Origin of the sequence: Bacillus sp. FSL L8-0199, assembly GCF_038005705.1 — a bacterium.
GTDB classification, from domain to species: domain Bacteria; phylum Bacillota; class Bacilli; order Bacillales; family Bacillaceae_G; genus Bacillus_A; species Bacillus_A cereus.
In genome coordinates this window covers 739,250-760,813 of the sequence record NZ_JBBOTS010000001.1, presented here as the reverse complement: position 1 = coordinate 760,813, position 21,564 = coordinate 739,250, and the positions used below count along the sequence as shown (strand labels likewise).

The following is a 21,564-nucleotide window of genomic DNA, read 5'->3' as shown; positions in this document are numbered from 1 at the left end:
AGTCTGATACAATTTGATTAATACATTTGTAAAGGGGACAAGCGAATGAAAAAGTATGTATTTTCTTTACTTGCAGTACTAAGCTTAATTCTTGCTGGATGCGGAAGTACAGGTACAAATGACCAAAAATCTTCTGAATCAAAACAAGAAGAACATGACCACGCATCGCACACTCAGCAAGCTGACATTCAAGAGAAAACAAAAGGAATCGACACACTTCCAACCTTCCTAGATAAGCTTGATCCACAAATGAAAGATATCTACACCGTCGCTGGACAAAATGCAGAGCTATTAGATTGGATTCCATGCTATTGTGGTTGCGGTGAAAGTGTAGGACATAAAAATAATAAAAACTGCTTTATCCGTGAAATTAAAAAGAATGGTGAAGTTGTTTGGGATTCCCACGCAACGACTTGCGTCAATTGCCTAGAAATCGCAGTTGAATCTGCTTCCATGAAACAAAAAGGAAAATCAACGCTTGAAATTCGCAACTATATCGATAATAAATACAAGGAAGGCTATGGCAAACCAACACCTACGCCAATGCCAAAAGCTTAAAAAACGAGGAAACTCCTCGTTTTTTCTTTTCATTCACTTTTTTTCTTAACAAATTCTTTCAAGTGTATTTCCCCTTACTTATCACACACTATATATAACTCTCGGTAAGGAGGGTATACAGTGCAAACATATAACGACTATGATAAAGCTCTCTATTACACGTATTGCTGTAATTGGGATAAATTACTCGTTCTCATGGTTCAAACGAACGATCAATTATTTTCTAAGCGTATTGAGCATTTTTTACACGCTTATCAATACAGTAAAGAACTACCAGAAGTTGATAAACAATTGCAGCTCCTATTTCAATATATTGACCACGCATCCCAAAAGTCGCATGTAGAAGAAGTAGAACAAATTCAAATGTAAAATATAGCGCTATTCTCTTTAGGAGGGTAGCGCTTTTATTAATATTAATACTAATAAAAGTTCCCTCTTATAAAACTTTTATTGATAAACATATTTTTTCTTTCTTTTCCATACCACTTCATACTATAATTTAGTATGTAACTATTATAAGAGAGGTATAAAATATGGGACGAGAAAAAAAGCAAGAATATGCTTTACTTACCGCATGGGGAGCTTCTTTTATCGCTACACTAGGAAGTCTGTACTTTTCCGAAATCATGAAATTTGAGCCTTGTGTTCTTTGTTGGTATCAACGTATTTTTATGTATCCATTCGTTTTATGGCTCGGTATCGCTGTAGCAAAAAAAGATTATCGCATCGCAAGTTATTCTTTACCAATTGCAAGTATTGGTGCTTGTATTTCTTTATATCACTATGCAATTCAAAAAGTCGCAGCGTTTTCAGCTGCTGGAGCAGCTTGCGGTCGTGTACCCTGCACCGGAGAATTTATAAACTGGTTTGGTTTTATTACAATCCCGTTTTTAGCACTTATCGGCTTTATTACAATCGCTGTTTGTAGCTTTATTGTCATCAAAAACAAATAAGGAGATGAAAGAATGAAAAAAATGCTTATATTTGGTGGTATTATTATCGCCTTGTTCGTAGCAATTTTCGCGGTCACACAAATGGAAGAAAAAAATGCTACTAGCCAAAAGATTGATAATCCTACTGAAAGTAAGACAAACGGTCCTGACTACTACACAAATAAAATTTCTCTTTCAGATCTTCAAAAGAACTTAAAAGAGAAAAAAGAAGAAACAGTATACTTTTATCAAACATCCTGCGTTCATTGCCAAAAATTATCTCCTGTCCTAGTGCCAATGGCTAAAGACTTAAACGTTGATATGAAAGTTATGGATATTGAAAAATTAGATGCTCCTTGGGATGAATATAAAATTCAAGGAACACCAACAATCATTCATTTTAAAGATGGCAAAGAAGTGAGCCGTATTAGCGGTGAACAGCCGAAAGATAAATTAAAAGAATGGCTTGAGCAAACGAAAAAGTAACGAGAAAAGGAAACTCCTTCTACACATGAAATGGGTGTAAAATCCCACACTAATGTATAAGGAGGGGGTTTTATGCCAGAAGTAAGATGTTCTGTTTCCAACTGTTCTTTTTGGGGACAAGGTAACTTTTGTCAAGCAAGTGCGATCATCGTTCAGCCTGATGCAGATGAAACTGGTCAAACTGAAAATGATTCATATACAGCTGCTGTTTTAACAAACGAGACACTAGAAAGTTCTGTAGCAACGAGTGTAGAGACTTGTTGTCATACATTTAAGCCTAAATATTAACAATTATTCCACCTCATATACGTGAGGTGGTTTTTTCTTTCCCTCTTCTTGTTTACGTCATCTCTAATTCTCCCTATAATAAAGTTAACATTTTTATGAATACGAAGGTGAAATACTATGGCTAAAACAATTGCAGATATCGCCAAATTGGCTGGAGTTGCAAAAAGCACAGTCTCTCGTTACTTAAACGGCGGATATGTAAGTGATAAAACAAAACTTAAAATCGAAGGTATTATTCAGGAAACAAATTTCTCTCCCAATACATTTGCTCAAAGTTTAAAAGCAAAAACAACAAATTTAATTGGTGTCATCATCCCCCGATTAGACTCCTTCGCTACAATGAAAACACTTATCGGGATCGATAAAACATTACAGGAAAATAACTATCAAATGCTTGTAGCAAATGCAAATCAAACAACCGAAACTGAAATACAAGCAATTGAAAACTTTATAAAACAAAAGGTAGCTGGCATTATTTTATTAACAAAAACATTAACGAATGAACATCAAAAAATTATGGCTAATTCAAACATCCCTATTTTATTCGTCGGGCAAGAATATAAAAATCAATATTGCCTCGTTCACGATGATTATGATGCAGCGTATGAGTTAGGGGCATACGTTTTATCACAAGGCCATCGACATATTGCCTATTTAGGGATAGGAAAAGATGATATTTCTGTTGGAATAAATCGAAAAAATGGTTTTCAAAAAGCAATTGAAAATTTAGAACCAACTTGCAACGTTTCATATTACGAAACAACTTTCCGCATAGAAGATGCCATGAAACAAGTACAACATATTTTAGATAATAATCGCCCAACTCTTATCGTATGTGCTACAGATAACATCGCTCTTGGCGCAATGAAAGTCATTCACTCCCACTCCCTTTCTGTACCAGGTGATATTTCTGTAACAGGATTCGGTGGATATGATATTTCAGAAATGGTACACCCTAGTTTAACGACAATTGCGTTTGACTATGAGTATGCTGGAAAGCTTGCTGCCACTTCTCTTTCACAGCTTGTTGAAAACAAAACTATACCAAAAATATTACACTCTCGTTATACATTAAAAATCCAAGAAAGCGTTGACAAAATATAAAGGCGCTCTATAATAAAATTAAAACCGGTTCCACATTTTAAAAACAGGATTTTCAACATCATTTCCCTGTTTTTTATTTTAGTTCCTTAAGGAACCGGTTCCATATAAGAAAATTTATAGTAAGGGGGAATTTTTATGGATATGAAACAAATTGCAACTCAAGTAATACAGAACATTGGTGGAAAGGAAAACATTGTCCGTGCCACACATTGCGCGACTCGCCTTCGTCTTATATTAAAGGATGATACGAAAATAAACGCTGCAGAAATCGAAAACATCGATGGAGTAAAAGGTGCTTTCGCAACGACCGAGCAATATCAAATTATTTTTGGAACTGGCATAGTAAACAAAGTATATGATGAATTCTCAAAACTAATTGGAATAGCCGAACTAGATTCTACAACATCAAACGATATACCTAAGAAAAAAATGAATCCTATCGCCCGCCTAGCAAAGACACTATCTAATATTTTTGTTCCAATTATTCCAGCTATCGTCGCAAGCGGTTTACTTATGGGTCTACTCGGAATGTTGAAAGCGTTTAAATTAGTTCCTGGAGATCACTCACTTATCCAATTACTTGATATGTTCTCAAGTGCAGCTTTCATTATTTTACCTATTTTAATTGGAGTTAGTGCCGCTAAAGAATTTGGTGGAAACATTTTCTTAGGTGCAGTTGTTGGTGGTATATTAACTCACCCAAGCTTAACAAATCCTTGGACTCTTTCAAATGCAAAACCAACTGTTTTACATTTCTTTGGTATGGATATTGATATGATTGGCTATCAAGGTACTGTTTTACCTATTTTATTATGCGTATATGTTATGAGTACAATTGAAAAAGAACTTCGAAAACGTGTTCCGAACTCTTTAGATTTATTAGTTACACCATTCTTAACAATTATTATAACTGGCTTTTTATCACTTATTATTATCGGACCAATTGGATATAAAATCGGTGACGGCATTACGTACCTTTTAAATACAATCTATCAATTTGCAGGACCAGTAGCTGGACTTATATTCGGCGGATTGTATTCAACAATCGTTCTTACTGGCTTACACCATAGCTTCCACGCTATTGAAGCAGGCTTACTCGCAAATAAAGATATCGGTGTCAATTTCTTACTCCCTATTTGGTCAATGGCGAACGTTGCACAGGGCGGTGCTACTTTAGCTGTCTATTTCAAAACAAAAAACAAAAAAACGAAAGAAATTGCAATTCCGGCCGCAGCTTCAGCATTTTTAGGAATTACAGAACCAGCTATTTTTGGTGTCAATTTAAAACTTGGTAAACCATTTATTGCAGCAGCTATTGGCGGCGCAATTGGAGGCGCTTACGTTGTTTGGATGCAAGTGGCGGCTAATGCATACGGTTTAACAGGTATTCCGATGCTTACAATTGTTGCACCTCTTGGCATGATGAACATGATTCACTATATAATTGGTTTCGCTATTGCAGTTATCACTGCTTTTGTTGCCACATTCATTTTATATAAAGAAAGTAAATAATAACGGGGTGAAAACCTATGTCAAAATATAAAACAATACTGCAATCTAATAAAGACGAATTACATTCTTTATATGAAATTGCAAACCAAGATTCATGGAAACCAATTTATCATATCCACCCACCATTTGGATTAATGAATGATCCTAACGGTGTATCCTACTACAATGATGAATATCACGTTTTTTATCAGTGGTATCCATTTGGTCCCATTCATGGAATGAAGCATTGGGGGCATGTGAAGTCAAAAGACCTTATTAACTGGGAGCGTATGCCTGTAGCCATCATCCCTACTGAAAGCTATGAATCACACGGTGCATATTCTGGTAGTGCTATCGTAAAAGATGGCCTTCTTCATTTACTTTATACAGGGAATATAAAAAAGCCTGATGATTCCCGTGATGCAAAACAATGTATGGCAACAATGGATTCACAATATACGATGACGAAATATAGTAATAATCCTGTTATTGATATAATTCCTGACGGATATACAAAACATGTACGTGATCCAAAAGTCTGGAAACATAATGATATGTACTATATGTTACTCGGTGCCCAACGTGAAAATAAAACAGGAACTCTATTACTATACAAATCACAAGACCTATACAATTGGCATTTCCAAGGCGAAATTACAACAAATTTAAAAGAATTCGGATTTATGTGGGAATGCCCCGATTACTTCCAATTATCAGGGAAAGATGTACTTCTCTTTTCACCGCAAGGAATTGAAAAAGACGGCGAAAACTTTCACAATATATACAATGTCGTTTATGCCATAGGCCATTTCGATATTAAAAATTTATATTTCCATGTTGATTCCTATTACGAAGCTGATAAAGGATTCGATTTTTATGCCCCTCAAACTTTAGAAGACTCTACTAGTCGTCGCCTATTGTTTGCTTGGGCAGGATCAAGTGAAATCACATATCCTTCTGATGATTATATGTGGGCTCATTGCCTAACACTTCCACGTGAATTAACATTAGAAGATAACATCTTAAAACAAAAACCAGTTTCAGAATTAACAAAACTACGAACAACAAAAAAAGAAATTTCAGGAGATATAACAGCTGGATTAAATGTATTATCAACGCTTGATGATAAAGGCTCCTATGAATTAATTGTTACACTTAAAACAGAAGATGCAAAGCGTTTTGGGCTTTCTCTCTTCCACAATGAGGAGGAATGTTTCCCCATTACATTTAATCGGGAACAAGGTACTATTTCTATAGACAGGGGCAACTTCTACCATCAATTTGGCGGAGAATATGGATTTGAACGCTGTAAAAAAATCGATATTCAAGATACGATAGAACTACAAATATTTGTAGATAAAAGCATCGTGGAAATTTTCTTATACGATGGTTCAACAGTCTTTACGTCCCGAGTTTTTCCTCGAAAAGACATGAAACATCATATCGCAATCTTTTCAGATGCAAAACTAAACTTTATCATCACACAATATAAGCTGAAAAGAGGGATTGTATGAGAAATGTCTTTTGTATAGGTGAACTATTAATTGATTTTGTGTGCCGAAATACTAACGTTTCTTTAGTAAACGGTTCAGATTTCGAAAAAAAAGCTGGTGGAGCACCCGCTAACGTTGCTGCTGCGATTACAAAATTAGGTGGACACGCTACATTTATGGGACAAGTAGGAAATGACCCATTTGGTGAGTTTCTTGAACAAACTTTACAGCGTGCGCAAGTCGATACATCCATGCTCATAAAAGATAAACAAACAACACTTGCATTCGTATCCATCGATCAAGATGGCGAACGTGATTTTACTTTTATGCGTGGTGCAGATGGTGAATATCAATTCAATAGCATTGATTTATCAAAAATACAAACGAATGATTTAATACATTTCGGTTCAGCGACAGCTTTACTATCAAGCCCATTAAAAGAAACGTATTTTCAGTTGTTACAATATGCGAAAGATAACGGCCATTTTATTTCTTTTGATCCAAATTATCGAAGTGCACTCATTACAAATACAGAACAATTCTCTCAAGATTGTCTAACCTTTATAAAACATGCACACTTCGTAAAAGTAAGTCAAGAGGAAGCTACTATGCTCTCTAAAGAGAGTGATTTACAACAAGCTGCACTCAAATTATTAAATTATGGCGCAAAAGTAGTAGCTATTACACTTGGAAAAGACGGTACACTTCTTGCGACAAATGAAGGTCAAACCATTGTCTCTTCTATTTCCATTCAACAAGTCGATACAACTGGTGCTGGTGATGCTTTCGTTGGAGCAATGTTATATCAGATTGCCCAAAGTGAACATACACTTTCGTATCATTTCAAAGACTTAACAGCGTTTATCTCCTTTGCAAATAAAGTAGGCGCTATCACATGTACAAATTACGGTGCAATTGCCTCTCTTCCATCATTAACAGATATAAAAGCATACGATTAATCGTATGCTTTTTTACATTCCCCTCCAAAAATCATGCATAATAAAAAAGTACAAAATAACGAGAACGGCCGTCCCGCATAAGGTAATGCGCCGATATATACTCTTCTCTCCTTCCCTCGCTTTCACAAACGCCCAAATAAATCCGAAGAACAATATTAAATCAACATATGGAACATAAAAAGAAAAGACGAGAAACGCATATAAATACACGATAAATAAACAGGTCGTTACTAAAAAAACTTTAAACGCAAATTCACTTTTCATAATATAACCGCCCCCTATCTGTACTGTATTATATTCAGCAAAATACAATAGTTGCAGTTAAACTCCAAGTATAAATAAGCTACCGTCTATAATACGGTAGCCATTACGGAACATTGTATTTCCGTTTATATATATTACTTAAAATCGAAGAAGGAATTTGCTCGTAACGAATTTTCTCTCCTGTTTCATCTATAATATACGAATTGTTTCCTATATAATATATTCCATCTTTTCGTTTTGAGTACACTGGATATCTTTCATTTGGCAATACCGTTTTCACTTTCGTTAACTGTCCATTTGGTTCTTGCCAATATATATCCGCGCGGTCTACTAGCGTTAGTACTCCAATTTGTTCTTCTTCTATTTTTCGACCATTCCAGCTCACAACGCGATAACCAAGCTTATTCGCTTCATATTCGGGGCTCGTATGAAAACGAGAAATGATTACTTTTGTTTGTAATTGTACTCTGTCATATAACCATTGTATATCCCTGTCATGCATGCGAATACAACCATTTGATTCCCTACTTCCAATCGTCCATTCCCGGTTCGTCCCGTGAATCGCATATTCATTCTTATCTAGTCCAAGCCACCTCGTACCGAGAGGGTTATTCGGTGCACCCCCAGGTATTTTTTTTCGATGGTATTCTTTATTTTTAAATTTAGTTATAATACAAAAGTTACCTTCAGGCGTAGGTGTACGATCTCTTCCAGTCGTTACTGGAAATGTTTTTGTATAATTTCCATTCTCAAAAAAAGACAACTGATTTGTCGTAAGATTCACTAATATTAAATGATCTGTATTAGCAAAAGCACTAACCGGTAGGATGAAAAATAATAGTATGACGAAACATAACTTTTTCAGCTATATCCCCCCTAGCGCTCACTATAATAAGTGGAATTAACATTACTTTGCTCTTATAAATGAAAACTATCCATTTACAATAACGCCCCCATTTACATGTATCATTTGTCCAGTAACATAAGAAGAATCACCAGACGCTAAATATACGTATGCCGGCGCTAACTCATATGGTTGACCAGGCCTTTGCATTGGGACATTGCTCCCAAACTGAGAGACTTTCTTCTCATCAAAGCTCGATGGAATAAGCGGTGTCCAAATCGGTCCTGGTGCAACACCATTTACCCGAATCCCTTTTTGCACTAACGATTGAGAAAGTGATCTTGTAAAAGCTACGATTGCTCCTTTCGTTGCGGAATAATCAATTAACGTTTCATTTCCTTCATATGCAACGATAGATGCCGTATTTATAATGACATCCCCTTTCTTCAAATGAGAAAGGGCTGCTTTCGTAACGTGAAAATAAGAAAAAATATTAATACGAAATGTTTTTTCTAGCTGTTCTGCTGTAATATACTCTAGCCCTTGCTGCGGATATTGCTGTGCAACGTTATTCACTAAAATATTTAAACTACCTAACTGCCGGGCGGTCTCTTCCACAATATCTTTACAATGCTGTTCATTACTCAAATCCCCCGGCAACAATACACACTTTACACCTTCTTTTTCAACACGTTGTTTCGTCTCTTTTGCATCTTCTTCCTCATCTAAATAAGCAATCGCAACATTTGCTCCTTCTTTTGCAAAAGCGATGGAAACTGCTCGTCCAATTCCGCTATCTCCTCCCGTAATTAACACATTCTTCCCTTTTAACTTTTCACTTCCTTGATAATTTGGATCTTCAAACTGCGGAAGGGGGCTCATTAATGATTCAATACCAGGCTGCTTATTTTGATGTTGCGCAGGCATTGTTATAAAGTTTTTTTGCTGTGGCATAGCTGCTTTCAACTCCTTTTCCTTAGCATGTGCACAATAAAAAGCTGAAATTCACACATCGGTTTACGATTAATATTCGAATTTAAGACACAAAATATGAATTGTTATAAACTTTTTATGCAAAACTATTGCAAAATAGATAAAAAACGAATATTATATATAACTGTTGTGAAAATTATTCGTAAACAGAAAGGATGTTTATATGTTTAACCTTTCAAAACATAAAACTTCTATTAAAACTGAAATTATGGCAGGTATTATTACCTTCTTAACAATGGCATATATCATTGTCGTAAACCCTGTTATCCTTGGAGATGCAGGTGTTCCATTTGAACAAGCATTTACAGCAACAATTATTGCTGCTGTTGTCGGAACATTATTTATGGCAATCTTTACAAACTTACCAATCGCAATCGCGCCAGGTATGGGATTAAATGCTTACTTCTCTTACTCTGTTGTAAAAGCGCATGAAGGCATGACTTTCGCAATTGCATTCTCTGCTGTATTCGTAGCAGGTATGATTTTAATTTTGCTATCATTTACATCTTTCCGTACAAAATTAATGGAAGCAATTCCTGAAAACTTAAAACATGCAATTACTGCTGGTATCGGGCTATTTATCGCCTTTATCGGTTTACGTTTAACAGGTATCGTTACAAAAAATGATGCAAACTTAGTTGGACTTGGTGATCTTCACTCTGCTCCAGTTCTACTAGCATTAGCTGGACTTGGAATTACTATTATCCTTATGTCTTTAAATGTAAATGGCGCACTATTTATCGGTATGCTATTAACTGGTATTATCGCTTTCTTCACAGGACAATTAACATTCTCAAACGGTGTTACATCAATGCCTGGATTACCAGAAGGAATTATCGTTTCAAATCCAATTACTGCTGTATCTGACGTAATTAACTACGGATTATACGGCGTTGTATTTTCATTCTTCCTTGTTACATTATTTGATACAACAGGTACATTACTTGGGGTAGCTCAACAAGGTGGATTTATGAAAGACGGAAAACTCCCAAAAGCTGGACGAGCTCTTCTATCTGACTCATTCTCAGCAACTATTGGTTCTATGTTCGGAACGACACCATCAACAGCTTACATTGAATCATCTGCTGGTGTTGCAGCTGGTGGTCGTACTGGTTTAACAACTGTTACAGTAGCTGTTCTATTCGCACTAGCAGCATTCTTCGGACCATTAGTAAGTGCTGTCTCTGGTGTATCAGCTATTACTGCTCCATCATTAATTATCGTTGGTAGTCTTATGATGGGTTCAGTTCGCCACATCGATTGGGACACATTTGATGAAGCATTCCCAGCATTTTTAGTAATCTTAAGCATGCCTCTTACATCAAGTATCGCAACAGGTATCGCACTTGGATTTATTTCATATCCACTTATGAAAGTGGCAAAAGGTAAATTCCGTGCTGTTCACCCACTTGTATATGTATTTGGAATTTTGTTTGCTTATCAATTGATATTCTTACCACATTAAAAAAGTAGAGCATCGAAATCCGATGCTCTACTTTTCTTTTACAACAATCATTCAAACTATAAAGGCACCTCCAAAATATGAAGAAGGTTATAACCTTTTAATACTTCTCTTCTACCTTTAATTCTTTACTATACTTTTGAATGAAAACTGATGAAATAACCATTACTATGCCCACACTAAAACCAATAAGTTGATCTATTAACATTTCATCATGAATAAACCAGCGAAGTAAAAATACGCTACCAAAAATAAACATCATAATAAACCCAGTATGCCTAAGTCCTTTATAGACATTTTCCATATGTATCACCTCTTCACATAACATTATCCATATTATACCATACAACCATCAAGTAACCGTATCGTCCTCTGACAATATGCAGCTACCTTTTGATCATGTGTAACAACTAACACTGTTTTTCCTTCTTTATTAATCTCTTGTAAAATACTCATAATTTTCTCCCCATTTTCTTGATCAAGAGCACCAGTCGGTTCATCAGCAAGTATAATTTTTGTATCTTGTGCTAAAGCCCTTGCTATTGCTGTTCTTTGCTGTTCTCCTCCTGATAACTCGTAAGGATATTTGTTAATATGCCTCTCAAGCCCTACCATTTTCAGCATTTCTTTTGATATTTGCATACGTTTCTTATGAGAAATTCTTCTATATATAAGCGGAAGCATTACATTTTCAACAGCTGTATAATCATCTAATAGCGAAAAGTTCTGAAACACAAATCCAACTTCCGTGTTTCTATACTTATGATAATTTGACTTGAATGTACTCGTATCCATTCCATCTAAAAAATACTTTCCAGTAGAGGGGCTATCAATTAAGCCAATAATGTTAAGCAAGGTTGATTTCCCAGAACCAGATGGTCCCATAATGGCTATCATTTCGCCTTTTTCTATTGTAAGATTAATATCTTGTAAAGCACTAAAATTACTCTTTCCATATCCCTTAGCCACATTTGCGAGCTGAATCATCTATAACACCTCTTTCATATATGTATTTTTTATTTTTAGTACATTGAAATAAATGATTGCATATATAACGAGGATCATTACAATTGATAAAGCACCTATAACAACCAATGATTCTATAGAGACTTTTAACGTTCCAAAGAAAGATACTATACTATTTTCTAGCCCTTTCTGAATTTCAATTACTCCGCTATTCTCCCATTGAAAATACATTATGCCTATACATATCGCTAAAACGAATAGCAACATATACTCAATAATAAATGGAAGACATATTTGAAAAGTGCTTGCACCTAACGCTGATCTAATAGAAATATTTTTACGCTCCATATAAAGTGCTGCCATTGATGTTAATACAATAGATAGAAATGAAAAAAATAAGACTGTACCGCTTAATAATAAGGGGTATGACATATTATCAATACCTTGTTTTTCGTTTTCTAACAATTTATTCGGATTTGTAACATAATACGAATAACCCTTACCTTCTGTTACCTTTAATACTTTCTTTTGAAGTTCATTTATATTTATCTTATCATTTGTTTCTATAATTAACCCATTGTATAAAAGTTCTACACTATAGAACTCTATTTCTTCTGTTCCAATTGGTAAAATCGCCATGTCATCTAATAATGTAATACGATTATCCGATATTTCACCACTTCGAGGATATGTAAATGGTGAATTTTTTTCTAAAAAACCAATTACTTTTAGCTTCATTTTTCCAGATGGTATAACATCACCAATAGATACCTTTTCTATATAATTAGCCCCTAATATAACAGGTCTAATATCAAATACTGATTTATGAAATTCCGATTCCTCAAAATATCTTCCTTGTGAAATTCGTATACGAAAGTACTTATTAATATCTTTATCAACAATAAGAGTCTTTATCGTTCCATTTTCTTTTTTTAAACTAAGTGAATAGTTACGGAACAGATAATTAGTTTTATTTGTTATTGGTATCATATTAGATAACCCTTGCATGAAATGTTGATAATCATTTTTCGCTTTTTCTTCGCTAAACAAGGTTATATCTTGCGTCGCATAAAGTTCATAGAAATTTTTATGAGTCGATAAATTATTTGCTACCGTCATCATTTTTCGATATCCCGAAAGATTACTAACAAATTCTATTGCTGAAGAAAATGCAATAATTAAAGAAATTACTATAATCAAACTTGGTAACAACCGTTTTTTCACAGACCGTATAGAATCAAATATAAAAAACATGACGACCTCCTACGTTCTTAAATGTTTTCCGGGATATATATTTATAATGTGCTTGATTGGAATTACAGTAACAAAAATTGTAAGAAAAATTATAAAAATAACATTGCATATCAATACATATAGTGTTAACGGTTTTACTAAGTATGTCTGAAAATAAGTATGAATTGTTCCCGAAAATATTTCTAACGTAATAAAAACTAAGAACATCGCTGCTAGAGAAATAAACAAAATTTGAATATATAGTTCGCAGTAGATAGATATATTAGAAGCACCTACTGCTTTTTTTAATGAAATCTCTCTTTCTTTTTTATAAATCCAAAATAAAACCGCAGAAATGCCAGAAACAATTGCAACAAGAATAAATTTATAATAATACTTATTTGCTGGATCTATATGTGTCACATGTAGTTCTTGAAGATCTCGTTCATTCAGCATTTGAACATCTCCCGAAAGCACTTCTTTACTCCTACCCATAAACTTTTTTATTTCGTTATGAATAGATGATGTAGGATTAACAACTGTTAATTGTAATTGTTTACTCTCGATAATACCTTTTTTAGATATAGTAGGTAAGTTTTGAAGTGGAACGTATATGCCTGCTACACCGACGTCACTGTCTTTTCTTGATATAGTTCCTATTTTTTTATATGTATCATCAAATTCATATAACTCCTCTACATTCGTTTGATCGCCAACAACCATATCGTTTACATTTTCACGATGAAAATATTGTCCTTCAGAAATATATGGCTTCCAATAATAATCATCTTTTAAATTCACAGCTATGATCTTTGTTGCCCCTGAACTATTTAATGCTTTTAAATGCTCTACATAAATATCACTTTTAACAAAAGTATCTTGTATGAAAGGAATTATCTCTTCCAATTCAGTTGCATTCGCTATCGGAACAGTTAAAACTTGGTTCTTCTCTGGAAAACCGATTTGAAAAGCCGATATAAAGTTTCGTTTAGACTCTGTTAAAAGTGCGGCTATTGATATAGAAAGAAAAGAAATAAAAAATGACATAAGGAGAATTAAGAAAAACAGTTTATTGCTTTTTATATTTTTAAAAGCTAGGTACATGTCTGTGCTCCTTTTAAATAAGAAGGAGATGATGAACATCCCCTTCTCCTTATCTAAATATTTATAAAGACAACTGTTTAATGCTTTTTACCACTGTAATCGTAAGTTACCATTACTATCAAAAGTACCTTTGTGTGTATCTTCTTGATAGTCATTATTCTCATTTGCATAATGCTCCGAGTATAGTCCTTTTGCACCAAAGGCGTTATATGCACCATTACTCACAGTTGCGTTTAATGCTCTTCCAGATTCATGGGATCCTAATTTGTCTGAAGCGCTTTCAATATATGAATTATTTCCATTTGATTTAATAAAAGAAATTGCTACTGAACAACGAGATGCATTTTGATTCGTAGTAGTTTGAGCTCTGTAAGATAGTAGGTTACCGCTTTTGTGACCGCTTAGAGTTGGATAGAATGCACTTGTTGAGATTGATGTTGCTAATAATACTAAAGTCGTAATTGAAAAAACTTTTCCTTTCATTAACAATCACCTCATAAATTTAATAGTTTAGTAGCGCTACATCATCATAATATCCTTCAAATAAATTCTCCTCAACAAGAAACCCCGATGTTTTACAAACTCTTTAAACACTTAAACATTCATACATTTTTAAAAAGTAACGGATAAGCAAGCAATACAAAAAAAGGCTGCAGAGAACTCCATCTCCGCAGCCTAGTACTTATTTTTGCAAAAACGCCTGCAAATCTGCAAACTGTCTCTTTGCATCTTCATAGCCTTGCTCATATAAATTTTGTAGTTTTGCTGTATCTTTTTCCATACGATCTACTTGAAGCGGCACTTCTGGGCGAATAACAAATAAATTACCCGCTTGTTCTTCTTTTTCGATGTAGTGAAGTGTTTCATTATACACTTCATAACGATTTAGCATCGTGTTAACAAGATTCGGATATTTTTTATAAGCTTTCGCAGCAACCCATCCAAACTTTGATTTTTTCTTCGCGTAGCCATGATTTCTCGTTAAAATTACGACTGATTTTTTAAATCCATCTTCCTGTGCTTTACGAACTGGAATCGGATCTGAAATCCCACCATCTAATAATTGCTTACCACGGTAATTTACTACTGGTGCAATGAAAGGCAATGAACTAGACGCTTGTAATAAATTTAGCGCATCATCATTCGTTCCTTCTTTTTCAAAATAAACAGATTGCCCAGTTTCACAATCCGTCGTTCCTACAAGGAAACGTTCTGGGCTATTAAAGTATGTTTCAAAATCAAACGGCACATGCTTTTCTGGAATTTCATGAAAAATGAAATCCATATCAAATAACTGCCGTTTTCTCCATAAGTTTTTATACGATAAATATTTCGGATGTGATGCATAATCAATATTGACCGTTTTATTTCTATTTCTTTGTCTGGAAAGATACGACGCTGCATGACAAGCACCAGCTGATACACCAATTACATATGGAAAATATAAATCTTGTTCCATAAAGTATTCTAATATCCCGCCCGTGTACACACCACGCATACCGCCGCCTTCTAATACTAACCCCGTATTTTCAAGCATGTTACTCTCTCCTCTATATATATTGACTCTTTAATTATTCACCATGTTAAGTATCTTTTTCTATTATATATGAGTTCTTTCAGAAATTATATTTAAAAGACTTGAGAAAAAGGAGTTTTTTCTTCCAATTATATTTCCAAATGACCGGAGACATCCTTTATAAACCTTTGAATAAAATCTTGCTCTTCTTTCGTATATCCATCTAAAAGTAACAACCACTTTTCTTCAGCTTGCTTATGCAATTTTTCATGAGCTTTATATATTTTATTCCCACTTTCCGTTAAGCGGAAGAAGATTTCTTTTTGATTATCTAACATTTGCATCTTCTCAACGAATTGCTTTTGAAACAACTTTGTACAAATTTTAGAGATTGCTCCCTTCGTCATGCCCATTTCTGTCGTAATTGCCGTTACATTTATCAAACCATTTTTTCCGATACATTCGATTACATGTAACTCAGATAAAGACATACTACTTACACCTGTCTCACGAAGAAACTTCTCATTTTGTCGTTTTAAATGTTCTTCTTTTTTATGCAAAAGTGTACGAATGTCCGACAGTATTTCCATTTGCTTCGTTGCATGCTTCAATCCGTTCGCCTCCTAAGTTTCCGAAGAAACAATTTAACTATATACCATTTTAAAATTATTTTTTCATCTTTACAAGTGAGAAAATCATGTTAAAATAAATTTAGTTTCCTAGGAAACTAAATTTCAAGGGGGTTAACAAGATGAAAAAATCTAAACTAAATTTCATTTTATATGTTATCTGTATTAGTGCCTTATTCGGTTCCTTCGCTCAAAATATTTACACACCTATCTTACCGATGATTCAAAATTCTTTTCATACTTCTCTTTATCTTGTAAATGTAACAGTTTCACTTTTTACATTCGTTCTTGCGATTATGCAGCTCATATATGGCCCTTTAATTGATACAAAAGGGAGAAAATCTGTCCTTATTCCTAGTTTAATTATTAGTACGATTGCTTCAATCGGATGTGCTTTTTCGGCAAACATTTATTTATTTCTCTTTTTTAGAGCTGTTCAAGCTATAGGAATAGCGGCTATACCTGTAGTTTCAGCAACGATTATCGGCGATTTATTTGAAGGAAAAGAACGCGGAGAAGCGATGAGCCTATACCAAATGTTACTTGCCCTCGCACCTGCAATGGCTCCTCTCATAGGTGGTTATCTTGGCAGTATAAATGGTCACTTATCTGTATTTCTCTTTTTATCTACACTTGGCATTATCTTATTAATGATAAACATTTCACTACTTCCAGAAACAAAGCCAAATGTAATTAAGCAGTCTAAAGCACAAAAGAATTACTCTCTTATCTTAAAAAATAAAACTGGATTTTCTATTACTCTTATTGGCTTCATTCAATTTTGTATTTACTTTTGCTTTCTCGTTTTTTTACCGAGTATTTTAACAAATTCATTTCATTTAACTGTAAATAAAATTGGTCTTATGTTTGTACCAATGTCTCTTTCTATCATGCTAGGAAGTTTTTGCTACAAGTTTTTGCAAAAACGCCTCACAACAAAGCAAGCTTTATTTATTACGAGTTTCTTCAATATTATATGTGTCGTTTTATTCTCTTTCACATATAGCATCAATATCCCCTTCATCATTATCGTTACATCTTTGTACGGTTTTAGTATGGGACTTTCTATGCCAACTCACACTACTTTATTAACAGAAGAATTCGTACAAGAACGTGCAACAGCTATCGGTATATACAACTTCATCCGCTATCTTGGTATGGGTACAGGGCCACTTATAGGTGGATTTCTTTTATTTAACCAAAATTACTTTTGGATTTTCTTCCTAGGCGCAATTATGTTTTTACTTGTAATCTTATATGCAATGAAAATGCTAAGTTTTCATTCTGTACAAAAAGTAAAATAGAGCCCCCAAAAAGGTCGGCTCTATTTTACCCTCTTTGATCCGCAACAATATGAATATCAATATACTTTGTTTGTCTCATAATTTCATTTACAATAGAGCCTTTTCGTATTTCTTCCCATCTTGTTCTTGCAGATTGTCCAAGTAAAATTTGCGTTACTTGTAATCTTTTTGCGACTTCAATAATAACATCTGCTGGCTTTCTTCCTTTTGCCTCTTCTAATACAAAACTCGCATCAAATTGATTCGTTAACGATTTCCACTCTTCAATTGTTTGTTTTTTACCTGCTGAAAGAGAATCTATATTTTCCCTCTCAACGTTTAATACGTACAATTCAGCATTTAATCGATCAGCCATGCGCCATCCCCGTCTTATTAATTTCTCCGCTGTTGAACTGTATTGTACACAAACGAGAATTTTTTCTTTTACGCCAATTGGTTCTATTACTGTTTGGCTAATTTTCTCGTCCATATCATCAGCAACTTCACGAAGTGATAATTCCCTAAGTGCTCCTAAATTATTAAGTGTAAAGAAGTTTTGTAAGCTTTGCTGAATTTTTTCTTCTTTATATATCTTTCCGTCTATTAGTCTCTTCCTTAATACCTCAGGCGTTGCATCAACGAGCTGAATTTCATTTGCTTTTTGTAAAATAAAATCTGGAATTCGTTCTCTTACTTTTACATTCGTAATTTGAGCTACAATATCATGAACACTTTCTAAATGTTGAATATTAAAAGCTGATAATACCGATATACCAGCCTCTAACAATTCCTGCACATCCATATAACGTTTCTTATATTTAGAACCAGGAACATTACTATGAGCAAGTTCATCCACTACGACTACTTGCGGCGCGCGTTTTTTTATTCCTTCCACATCAAGCTCATAAAATACCTTTCCTTTATACTGTATTTCTTTTAAAGGAACTTTTTCTAAATCAGCAATTGCTTCTTCCGTCTCTTTTCTTCCATGCGTTTCAATTAAACCAATTACAATATCAATTCCATCTTTTTTCATTTCTCTTGCATCAAAGAGCATTTTATAACTTTTTCCTACGCCTGGAGCTGCTCCGACATATAGCTTTAACTTTCCGCGATTTTGCTGACGAATATATTCTAAATATTCCTCTGGCGTTCGCCTTTGAAACTTCGGTTCATAATCATCTGCATACAAAATAAACACTACCTTTCATTCGAAACAACGCTACCTCAATCCATTAGATTGAGGTAGCACTGTTACTATTTCATTAATTTCTGTAATGCCAAATTTAGCTTTAAGACGTTCACTCGATCTTCTCCAAATAAACCAAGCGCAGCACCTTCTGTTTGATCTTTAATTAATTGATTAAGTTTTTCTTTCGGAATATTCGTTAATTTTGAGATGCGATTCACCTGCACCGAGGCCGCCTTTGGACTAATATCAGGATCAAGCCCTGAACCTGAATTTGTCACTAAATCTATCGGTACTTCTGTAACTGGAACAGCTGGATTTTTTTCCTTCCAGTCCGCAATACTTTTCTCTACTCGCTTTGCTAAATCTGGATTAGATGGTGCATAGTTATTTGAACCAGATGCTTCAGCCTTATATTCAATACTAGAAACACGCCCTTGAAAATAACGTGGATCCGTGAAGTTTTGACCAATTAATTTAGAACCAATCACTTCATTTTTATCATTATATATTAGACTTCCATCCGCATTATCCTTCATCACTGCTTGTGCAATACCAGTAACAATAAGTGGGTATACAAGTCCACACAATACTAGAAATGTAAAAGTAATACGGATAATTGGTGATAGTATACTTTGTTTCTTCTCCATCTTTTTCCCCTCTTCCTTATATAAACAAGCCGACAATCATATCAATTACCTTAATTCCAATGAACGGAACGATAACTCCACCAAGCCCATAAATAAGTAAGTTTCGGCTAAGCAATGCATTAGAACTCATCGGTTTATATGCAATACCTTTCATCGCTAACGGAATGAGTAATGGAATAATAACAGCGTTAAATATTAATGCTGATAAAATCGCTGACAGTGGTGATGTTAATTTCATAATGTTCAATGCTTCCATTTGCGGAATCGCAAGTGTAAACATTGCTGGAATGATTGCAAAATATTTCGCTATATCATTCGCAATACTAAACGTCGTTAAAGCACCTCGCGTCATTAACAATTGCTTACCGATTCCTACAACCTCAATAATTTTCGTTGGATTCGAGTCTAGATCAATCATGTTGGCCGCTTCTTTCGCTGCTGTCGTACCACTGTTCATCGCTAATCCAACGTCCGCCTGTGCCAATGCTGGAGCATCATTTGTACCATCACCTGTCATTGCTACAAGTTTCCCTTTATCTTGCTCTGCTTTAATAACAGCAATTTTATCTTCCGGTTTACACTCGGCAACGAATTCATCTACTCCAGCTTCTTTTGCAATCGTTGCTGCCGTTAACGGATTATCACCTGTACACATAACCGTTTTAATCCCCATTTGGCGTAACTGTTCAAAACGCTCACGCATACCCGGTTTTACTGTATCCTTTAAATAAATTAAACCATAAATACGATTATCTACTGCAACTACAAGTGGTGTTCCACCCTCTTTTGAAATTAAGTCTGCTTTTTGATTTACATCTTTCGGAATTATTCCGCCTTGTGACTCAACCCATTCAATAACGGCACCTACAGCACCTTTTCTCACTTTTGTTCCGTCTTGTAAATCAACACCACTCATTCTCGTTTCTGCTTTAAACGGAACAAACTCACCTTGTTCTGCAAGTTCCCTATTGTATGATATAGATTTTCCCTGCACATACTCGATAACAGATCGACCTTCTGGTGTTTCATCTAAAACAGAACTAATAGCGGCCCACTTTCCAACTTGCTCAATCGTTTCATTTCCTACAGGCAATAATGTATGAGCCATCCGGTTCCCAAAAGTAATTGTACCTGTTTTATCTAAAATAATTGTATTAATATCGCCAGCAGCTTCTACTGCTTTCCCCGACATCGCTAACACGTTAAACTTTGTCACACGGTCCATCCCAGCAATACCAATTGCCGATAATAGCCCACCAATTGTCGTTGGAATTAAACAAACTAATAATGCAACTAGCACAGCAGTATCAATTTGAAACCCTAAATAATTTGTAAAAATCGGCAACGTCACAACAACGATCAAGAAAATAAGAGTTAAGCTCGTTAATACTGTATTTAAAGCAATCTCATTCGGCGTTTTTTGACGAGCAGCTCCTTCTACTAAAGAAATCATTTTGTCGATAAATGATTCACCAGGATTACTCGTAATGACAATTGTAATTTCATCACTTACGACCATCGTTCCACCTGTTACGGAACAAAAATCACCGCCTGCTTCTTTTATAACAGGAGCTGATTCCCCTGTAATTGCAGATTCATCTACAGATGCTAATCCTTTGATTACTTCGCCATCATTCGGAATCATTTCTCCTTGTTTTACGATAACAACGTCACCTTTTCTAAGATCAGTTGCTGAAACTTGGACAATGTCTCCATTTTCTTTTACTACATTTGCAAACACATCTTTCTTCGACTGCTTTAAAGAATCGGCTTGCGCTTTACCACGACCTTCTGCTAATGCTTCTGCAAAATTCGCAAATAAAACTGTAAATAATAGAATGAGAGAAACTGTTATATTAAACCAATCTGGTATACTACTAGAACTACTTGGAAGAAAAGATAAAATGAACGTAATGATAAATCCAATCTCCACAACGAACATAATCGGATTCTTTATCATGACTTTCGGATTCAATTTCGCAACGGATTGCTTCATCGCATGTGTTACGATATCACGATCCATCGTTTTCGCTTGTCTAACTTCATCTTCTACAGCATGTATTTGTGACTCATTTAATTGTTTTTCTTTTACTACTACCGGTCTCATCATTTACCCTCCA

The 21,564-nt window shown here is 34.7% G+C and carries 24 protein-coding genes; 11 read left to right on the top strand and 13 right to left on the bottom strand.

The window, feature by feature from the left end:
• Nucleotides 1–45: 45 nt before the first annotated feature.
• From NST86_RS03940 to NST86_RS03900, 9 genes are all read left to right on the top strand, one after another.
• Nucleotides 46–558: a PCYCGC domain-containing protein gene (locus NST86_RS03940; protein ID WP_000761028.1), complete on the top strand. Its 513-nt coding sequence runs from the start codon at nt 46–48 to the stop codon at nt 556–558.
• 120 nt (nt 559–678) lie between these two features.
• Nucleotides 679–927, top strand: a complete 249-nt coding sequence (locus NST86_RS03935; protein ID WP_001195459.1) for a YhdB family protein — start codon at nt 679–681, stop codon at nt 925–927.
• Nucleotides 928–1,091: 164 nt separating this feature from the next.
• The gene (locus NST86_RS03930; protein ID WP_000532262.1) at nt 1,092–1,511 is read left to right on the top strand and encodes a disulfide formation protein C; all 420 of its coding nucleotides are present in this window, start codon (nt 1,092–1,094) and stop codon (nt 1,509–1,511) included.
• Nucleotides 1,512–1,523: 12 nt separating this feature from the next.
• The gene (locus NST86_RS03925; protein ID WP_000738450.1) at nt 1,524–1,976 is read left to right on the top strand and encodes a thioredoxin family protein; all 453 of its coding nucleotides are present in this window, start codon (nt 1,524–1,526) and stop codon (nt 1,974–1,976) included.
• 72 nt (nt 1,977–2,048) lie between these two features.
• Nucleotides 2,049–2,264: a DUF1540 domain-containing protein gene (locus NST86_RS03920; protein WP_001115481.1), complete on the top strand. Its 216-nt coding sequence runs from the start codon at nt 2,049–2,051 to the stop codon at nt 2,262–2,264.
• A gap of 117 nt (nt 2,265–2,381) precedes the next feature.
• Nucleotides 2,382–3,368, top strand: coding sequence for a LacI family DNA-binding transcriptional regulator (locus NST86_RS03915; protein WP_001140398.1), 987 nt, complete (start codon nt 2,382–2,384; stop codon nt 3,366–3,368).
• A 135-nt stretch (nt 3,369–3,503) separates the two neighbouring features.
• Entirely contained in the window at nt 3,504–4,880 is a 1,377-nt protein-coding gene (locus NST86_RS03910; RefSeq protein WP_000367319.1) for a sucrose-specific PTS transporter subunit IIBC, read from the top strand.
• Between the two features lie 17 nt (nt 4,881–4,897).
• Nucleotides 4,898–6,373 carry a beta-fructofuranosidase gene (scrB, locus tag NST86_RS03905; RefSeq protein WP_000049743.1) on the top strand — a complete coding sequence of 492 codons (1,476 nt, stop codon included), beginning with the start codon at nt 4,898–4,900 and terminating at the stop codon, nt 6,371–6,373.
• Nucleotides 6,370–7,311 carry a carbohydrate kinase family protein gene (locus tag NST86_RS03900; protein WP_001246642.1) on the top strand — a complete coding sequence of 314 codons (942 nt, stop codon included), beginning with the start codon at nt 6,370–6,372 and terminating at the stop codon, nt 7,309–7,311. Before scrB ends, NST86_RS03900 begins: the two co-directional genes overlap by 4 nt.
• A 12-nt stretch (nt 7,312–7,323) precedes the next feature.
• Here NST86_RS03900 and NST86_RS03895 read toward each other — a convergent pair whose 3' ends face one another.
• The 3 genes from NST86_RS03895 to NST86_RS03885 form a co-directional block, all read right to left on the bottom strand.
• On the bottom strand, nt 7,324–7,575 hold the full coding sequence (locus NST86_RS03895; protein ID WP_000834195.1) for a hypothetical protein: 252 nt from the start codon (nt 7,573–7,575) through the stop codon (nt 7,324–7,326).
• Between the two features lie 103 nt (nt 7,576–7,678).
• Nucleotides 7,679–8,440 carry a L,D-transpeptidase gene (locus tag NST86_RS03890; RefSeq protein ID WP_033682769.1) on the bottom strand — a complete coding sequence of 254 codons (762 nt, stop codon included), beginning with the start codon at nt 8,438–8,440 and terminating at the stop codon, nt 7,679–7,681.
• Between the two features lie 66 nt (nt 8,441–8,506).
• The gene (locus NST86_RS03885) at nt 8,507–9,373 is read right to left on the bottom strand and encodes an SDR family oxidoreductase (protein WP_001136266.1); all 867 of its coding nucleotides are present in this window, start codon (nt 9,371–9,373) and stop codon (nt 8,507–8,509) included.
• Nucleotides 9,374–9,575: 202 nt separating this feature from the next.
• Here NST86_RS03885 and NST86_RS03880 point away from each other — a divergent pair, with 202 nt between their 5' ends.
• A complete protein-coding gene (locus tag NST86_RS03880; protein ID WP_000482711.1) occupies nt 9,576–10,877 on the top strand; it encodes an NCS2 family permease in 1,302 nt (433 codons plus the stop codon).
• A 97-nt stretch (nt 10,878–10,974) separates the two neighbouring features.
• Here the strand turns inward: NST86_RS03880 and NST86_RS03875 are convergent, their stop codons facing one another.
• The 7 genes from NST86_RS03875 to NST86_RS03845 form a co-directional block, all read right to left on the bottom strand.
• Nucleotides 10,975–11,178, bottom strand: coding sequence for a hypothetical protein (locus tag NST86_RS03875; RefSeq protein WP_000432806.1), 204 nt, complete (start codon nt 11,176–11,178; stop codon nt 10,975–10,977).
• 32 nt (nt 11,179–11,210) lie between these two features.
• A complete protein-coding gene (locus NST86_RS03870) occupies nt 11,211–11,861 on the bottom strand; it encodes an ABC transporter ATP-binding protein (RefSeq protein ID WP_086423991.1) in 651 nt (216 codons plus the stop codon).
• Nucleotides 11,862–13,094 carry an ABC transporter permease gene (locus NST86_RS03865; protein ID WP_016117188.1) on the bottom strand — a complete coding sequence of 411 codons (1,233 nt, stop codon included), beginning with the start codon at nt 13,092–13,094 and terminating at the stop codon, nt 11,862–11,864. It lies immediately after the preceding gene.
• A gap of 9 nt (nt 13,095–13,103) precedes the next feature.
• Complete coding sequence (locus NST86_RS03860; protein WP_000280228.1) at nt 13,104–14,177, bottom strand: ABC transporter permease; 1,074 nt, start codon at nt 14,175–14,177, stop codon at nt 13,104–13,106.
• 87 nt (nt 14,178–14,264) lie between these two features.
• Nucleotides 14,265–14,660: a hypothetical protein gene (locus NST86_RS03855; protein WP_000676983.1), complete on the bottom strand. Its 396-nt coding sequence runs from the start codon at nt 14,658–14,660 to the stop codon at nt 14,265–14,267.
• 199 nt (nt 14,661–14,859) lie between these two features.
• Complete coding sequence (locus NST86_RS03850) at nt 14,860–15,714, bottom strand: patatin-like phospholipase family protein (protein WP_000892677.1); 855 nt, start codon at nt 15,712–15,714, stop codon at nt 14,860–14,862.
• A 128-nt stretch (nt 15,715–15,842) separates the two neighbouring features.
• A complete protein-coding gene (locus tag NST86_RS03845; protein ID WP_000679676.1) occupies nt 15,843–16,304 on the bottom strand; it encodes a MarR family transcriptional regulator in 462 nt (153 codons plus the stop codon).
• Nucleotides 16,305–16,444: 140 nt separating this feature from the next.
• Here NST86_RS03845 and NST86_RS03840 point away from each other — a divergent pair, with 140 nt between their 5' ends.
• Nucleotides 16,445–17,626 (top strand): MFS transporter, encoded by a 1,182-nt coding sequence (locus tag NST86_RS03840; protein ID WP_086391543.1) that lies wholly within the window; start codon nt 16,445–16,447, stop codon nt 17,624–17,626.
• A gap of 25 nt (nt 17,627–17,651) precedes the next feature.
• Here the strand turns inward: NST86_RS03840 and kdpDN are convergent, their stop codons facing one another.
• The 3 genes from kdpDN to kdpB are packed head-to-tail and all read right to left on the bottom strand — an operon-like array spanning nt 17,652 to nt 21,551.
• Nucleotides 17,652–18,806 carry a KdpD-like non-kinase potassium sensor gene (kdpDN, locus tag NST86_RS03835; protein WP_086391542.1) on the bottom strand — a complete coding sequence of 385 codons (1,155 nt, stop codon included), beginning with the start codon at nt 18,804–18,806 and terminating at the stop codon, nt 17,652–17,654.
• 56 nt (nt 18,807–18,862) lie between these two features.
• Nucleotides 18,863–19,444, bottom strand: coding sequence for a K(+)-transporting ATPase subunit C (gene kdpC, locus NST86_RS03830; RefSeq protein WP_016117185.1), 582 nt, complete (start codon nt 19,442–19,444; stop codon nt 18,863–18,865).
• Nucleotides 19,445–19,460: 16 nt separating this feature from the next.
• Nucleotides 19,461–21,551 (bottom strand): potassium-transporting ATPase subunit KdpB, encoded by a 2,091-nt coding sequence (gene kdpB, locus NST86_RS03825; RefSeq protein ID WP_001247997.1) that lies wholly within the window; start codon nt 21,549–21,551, stop codon nt 19,461–19,463.
• Nucleotides 21,552–21,564: the final 13 nt, after the last annotated feature.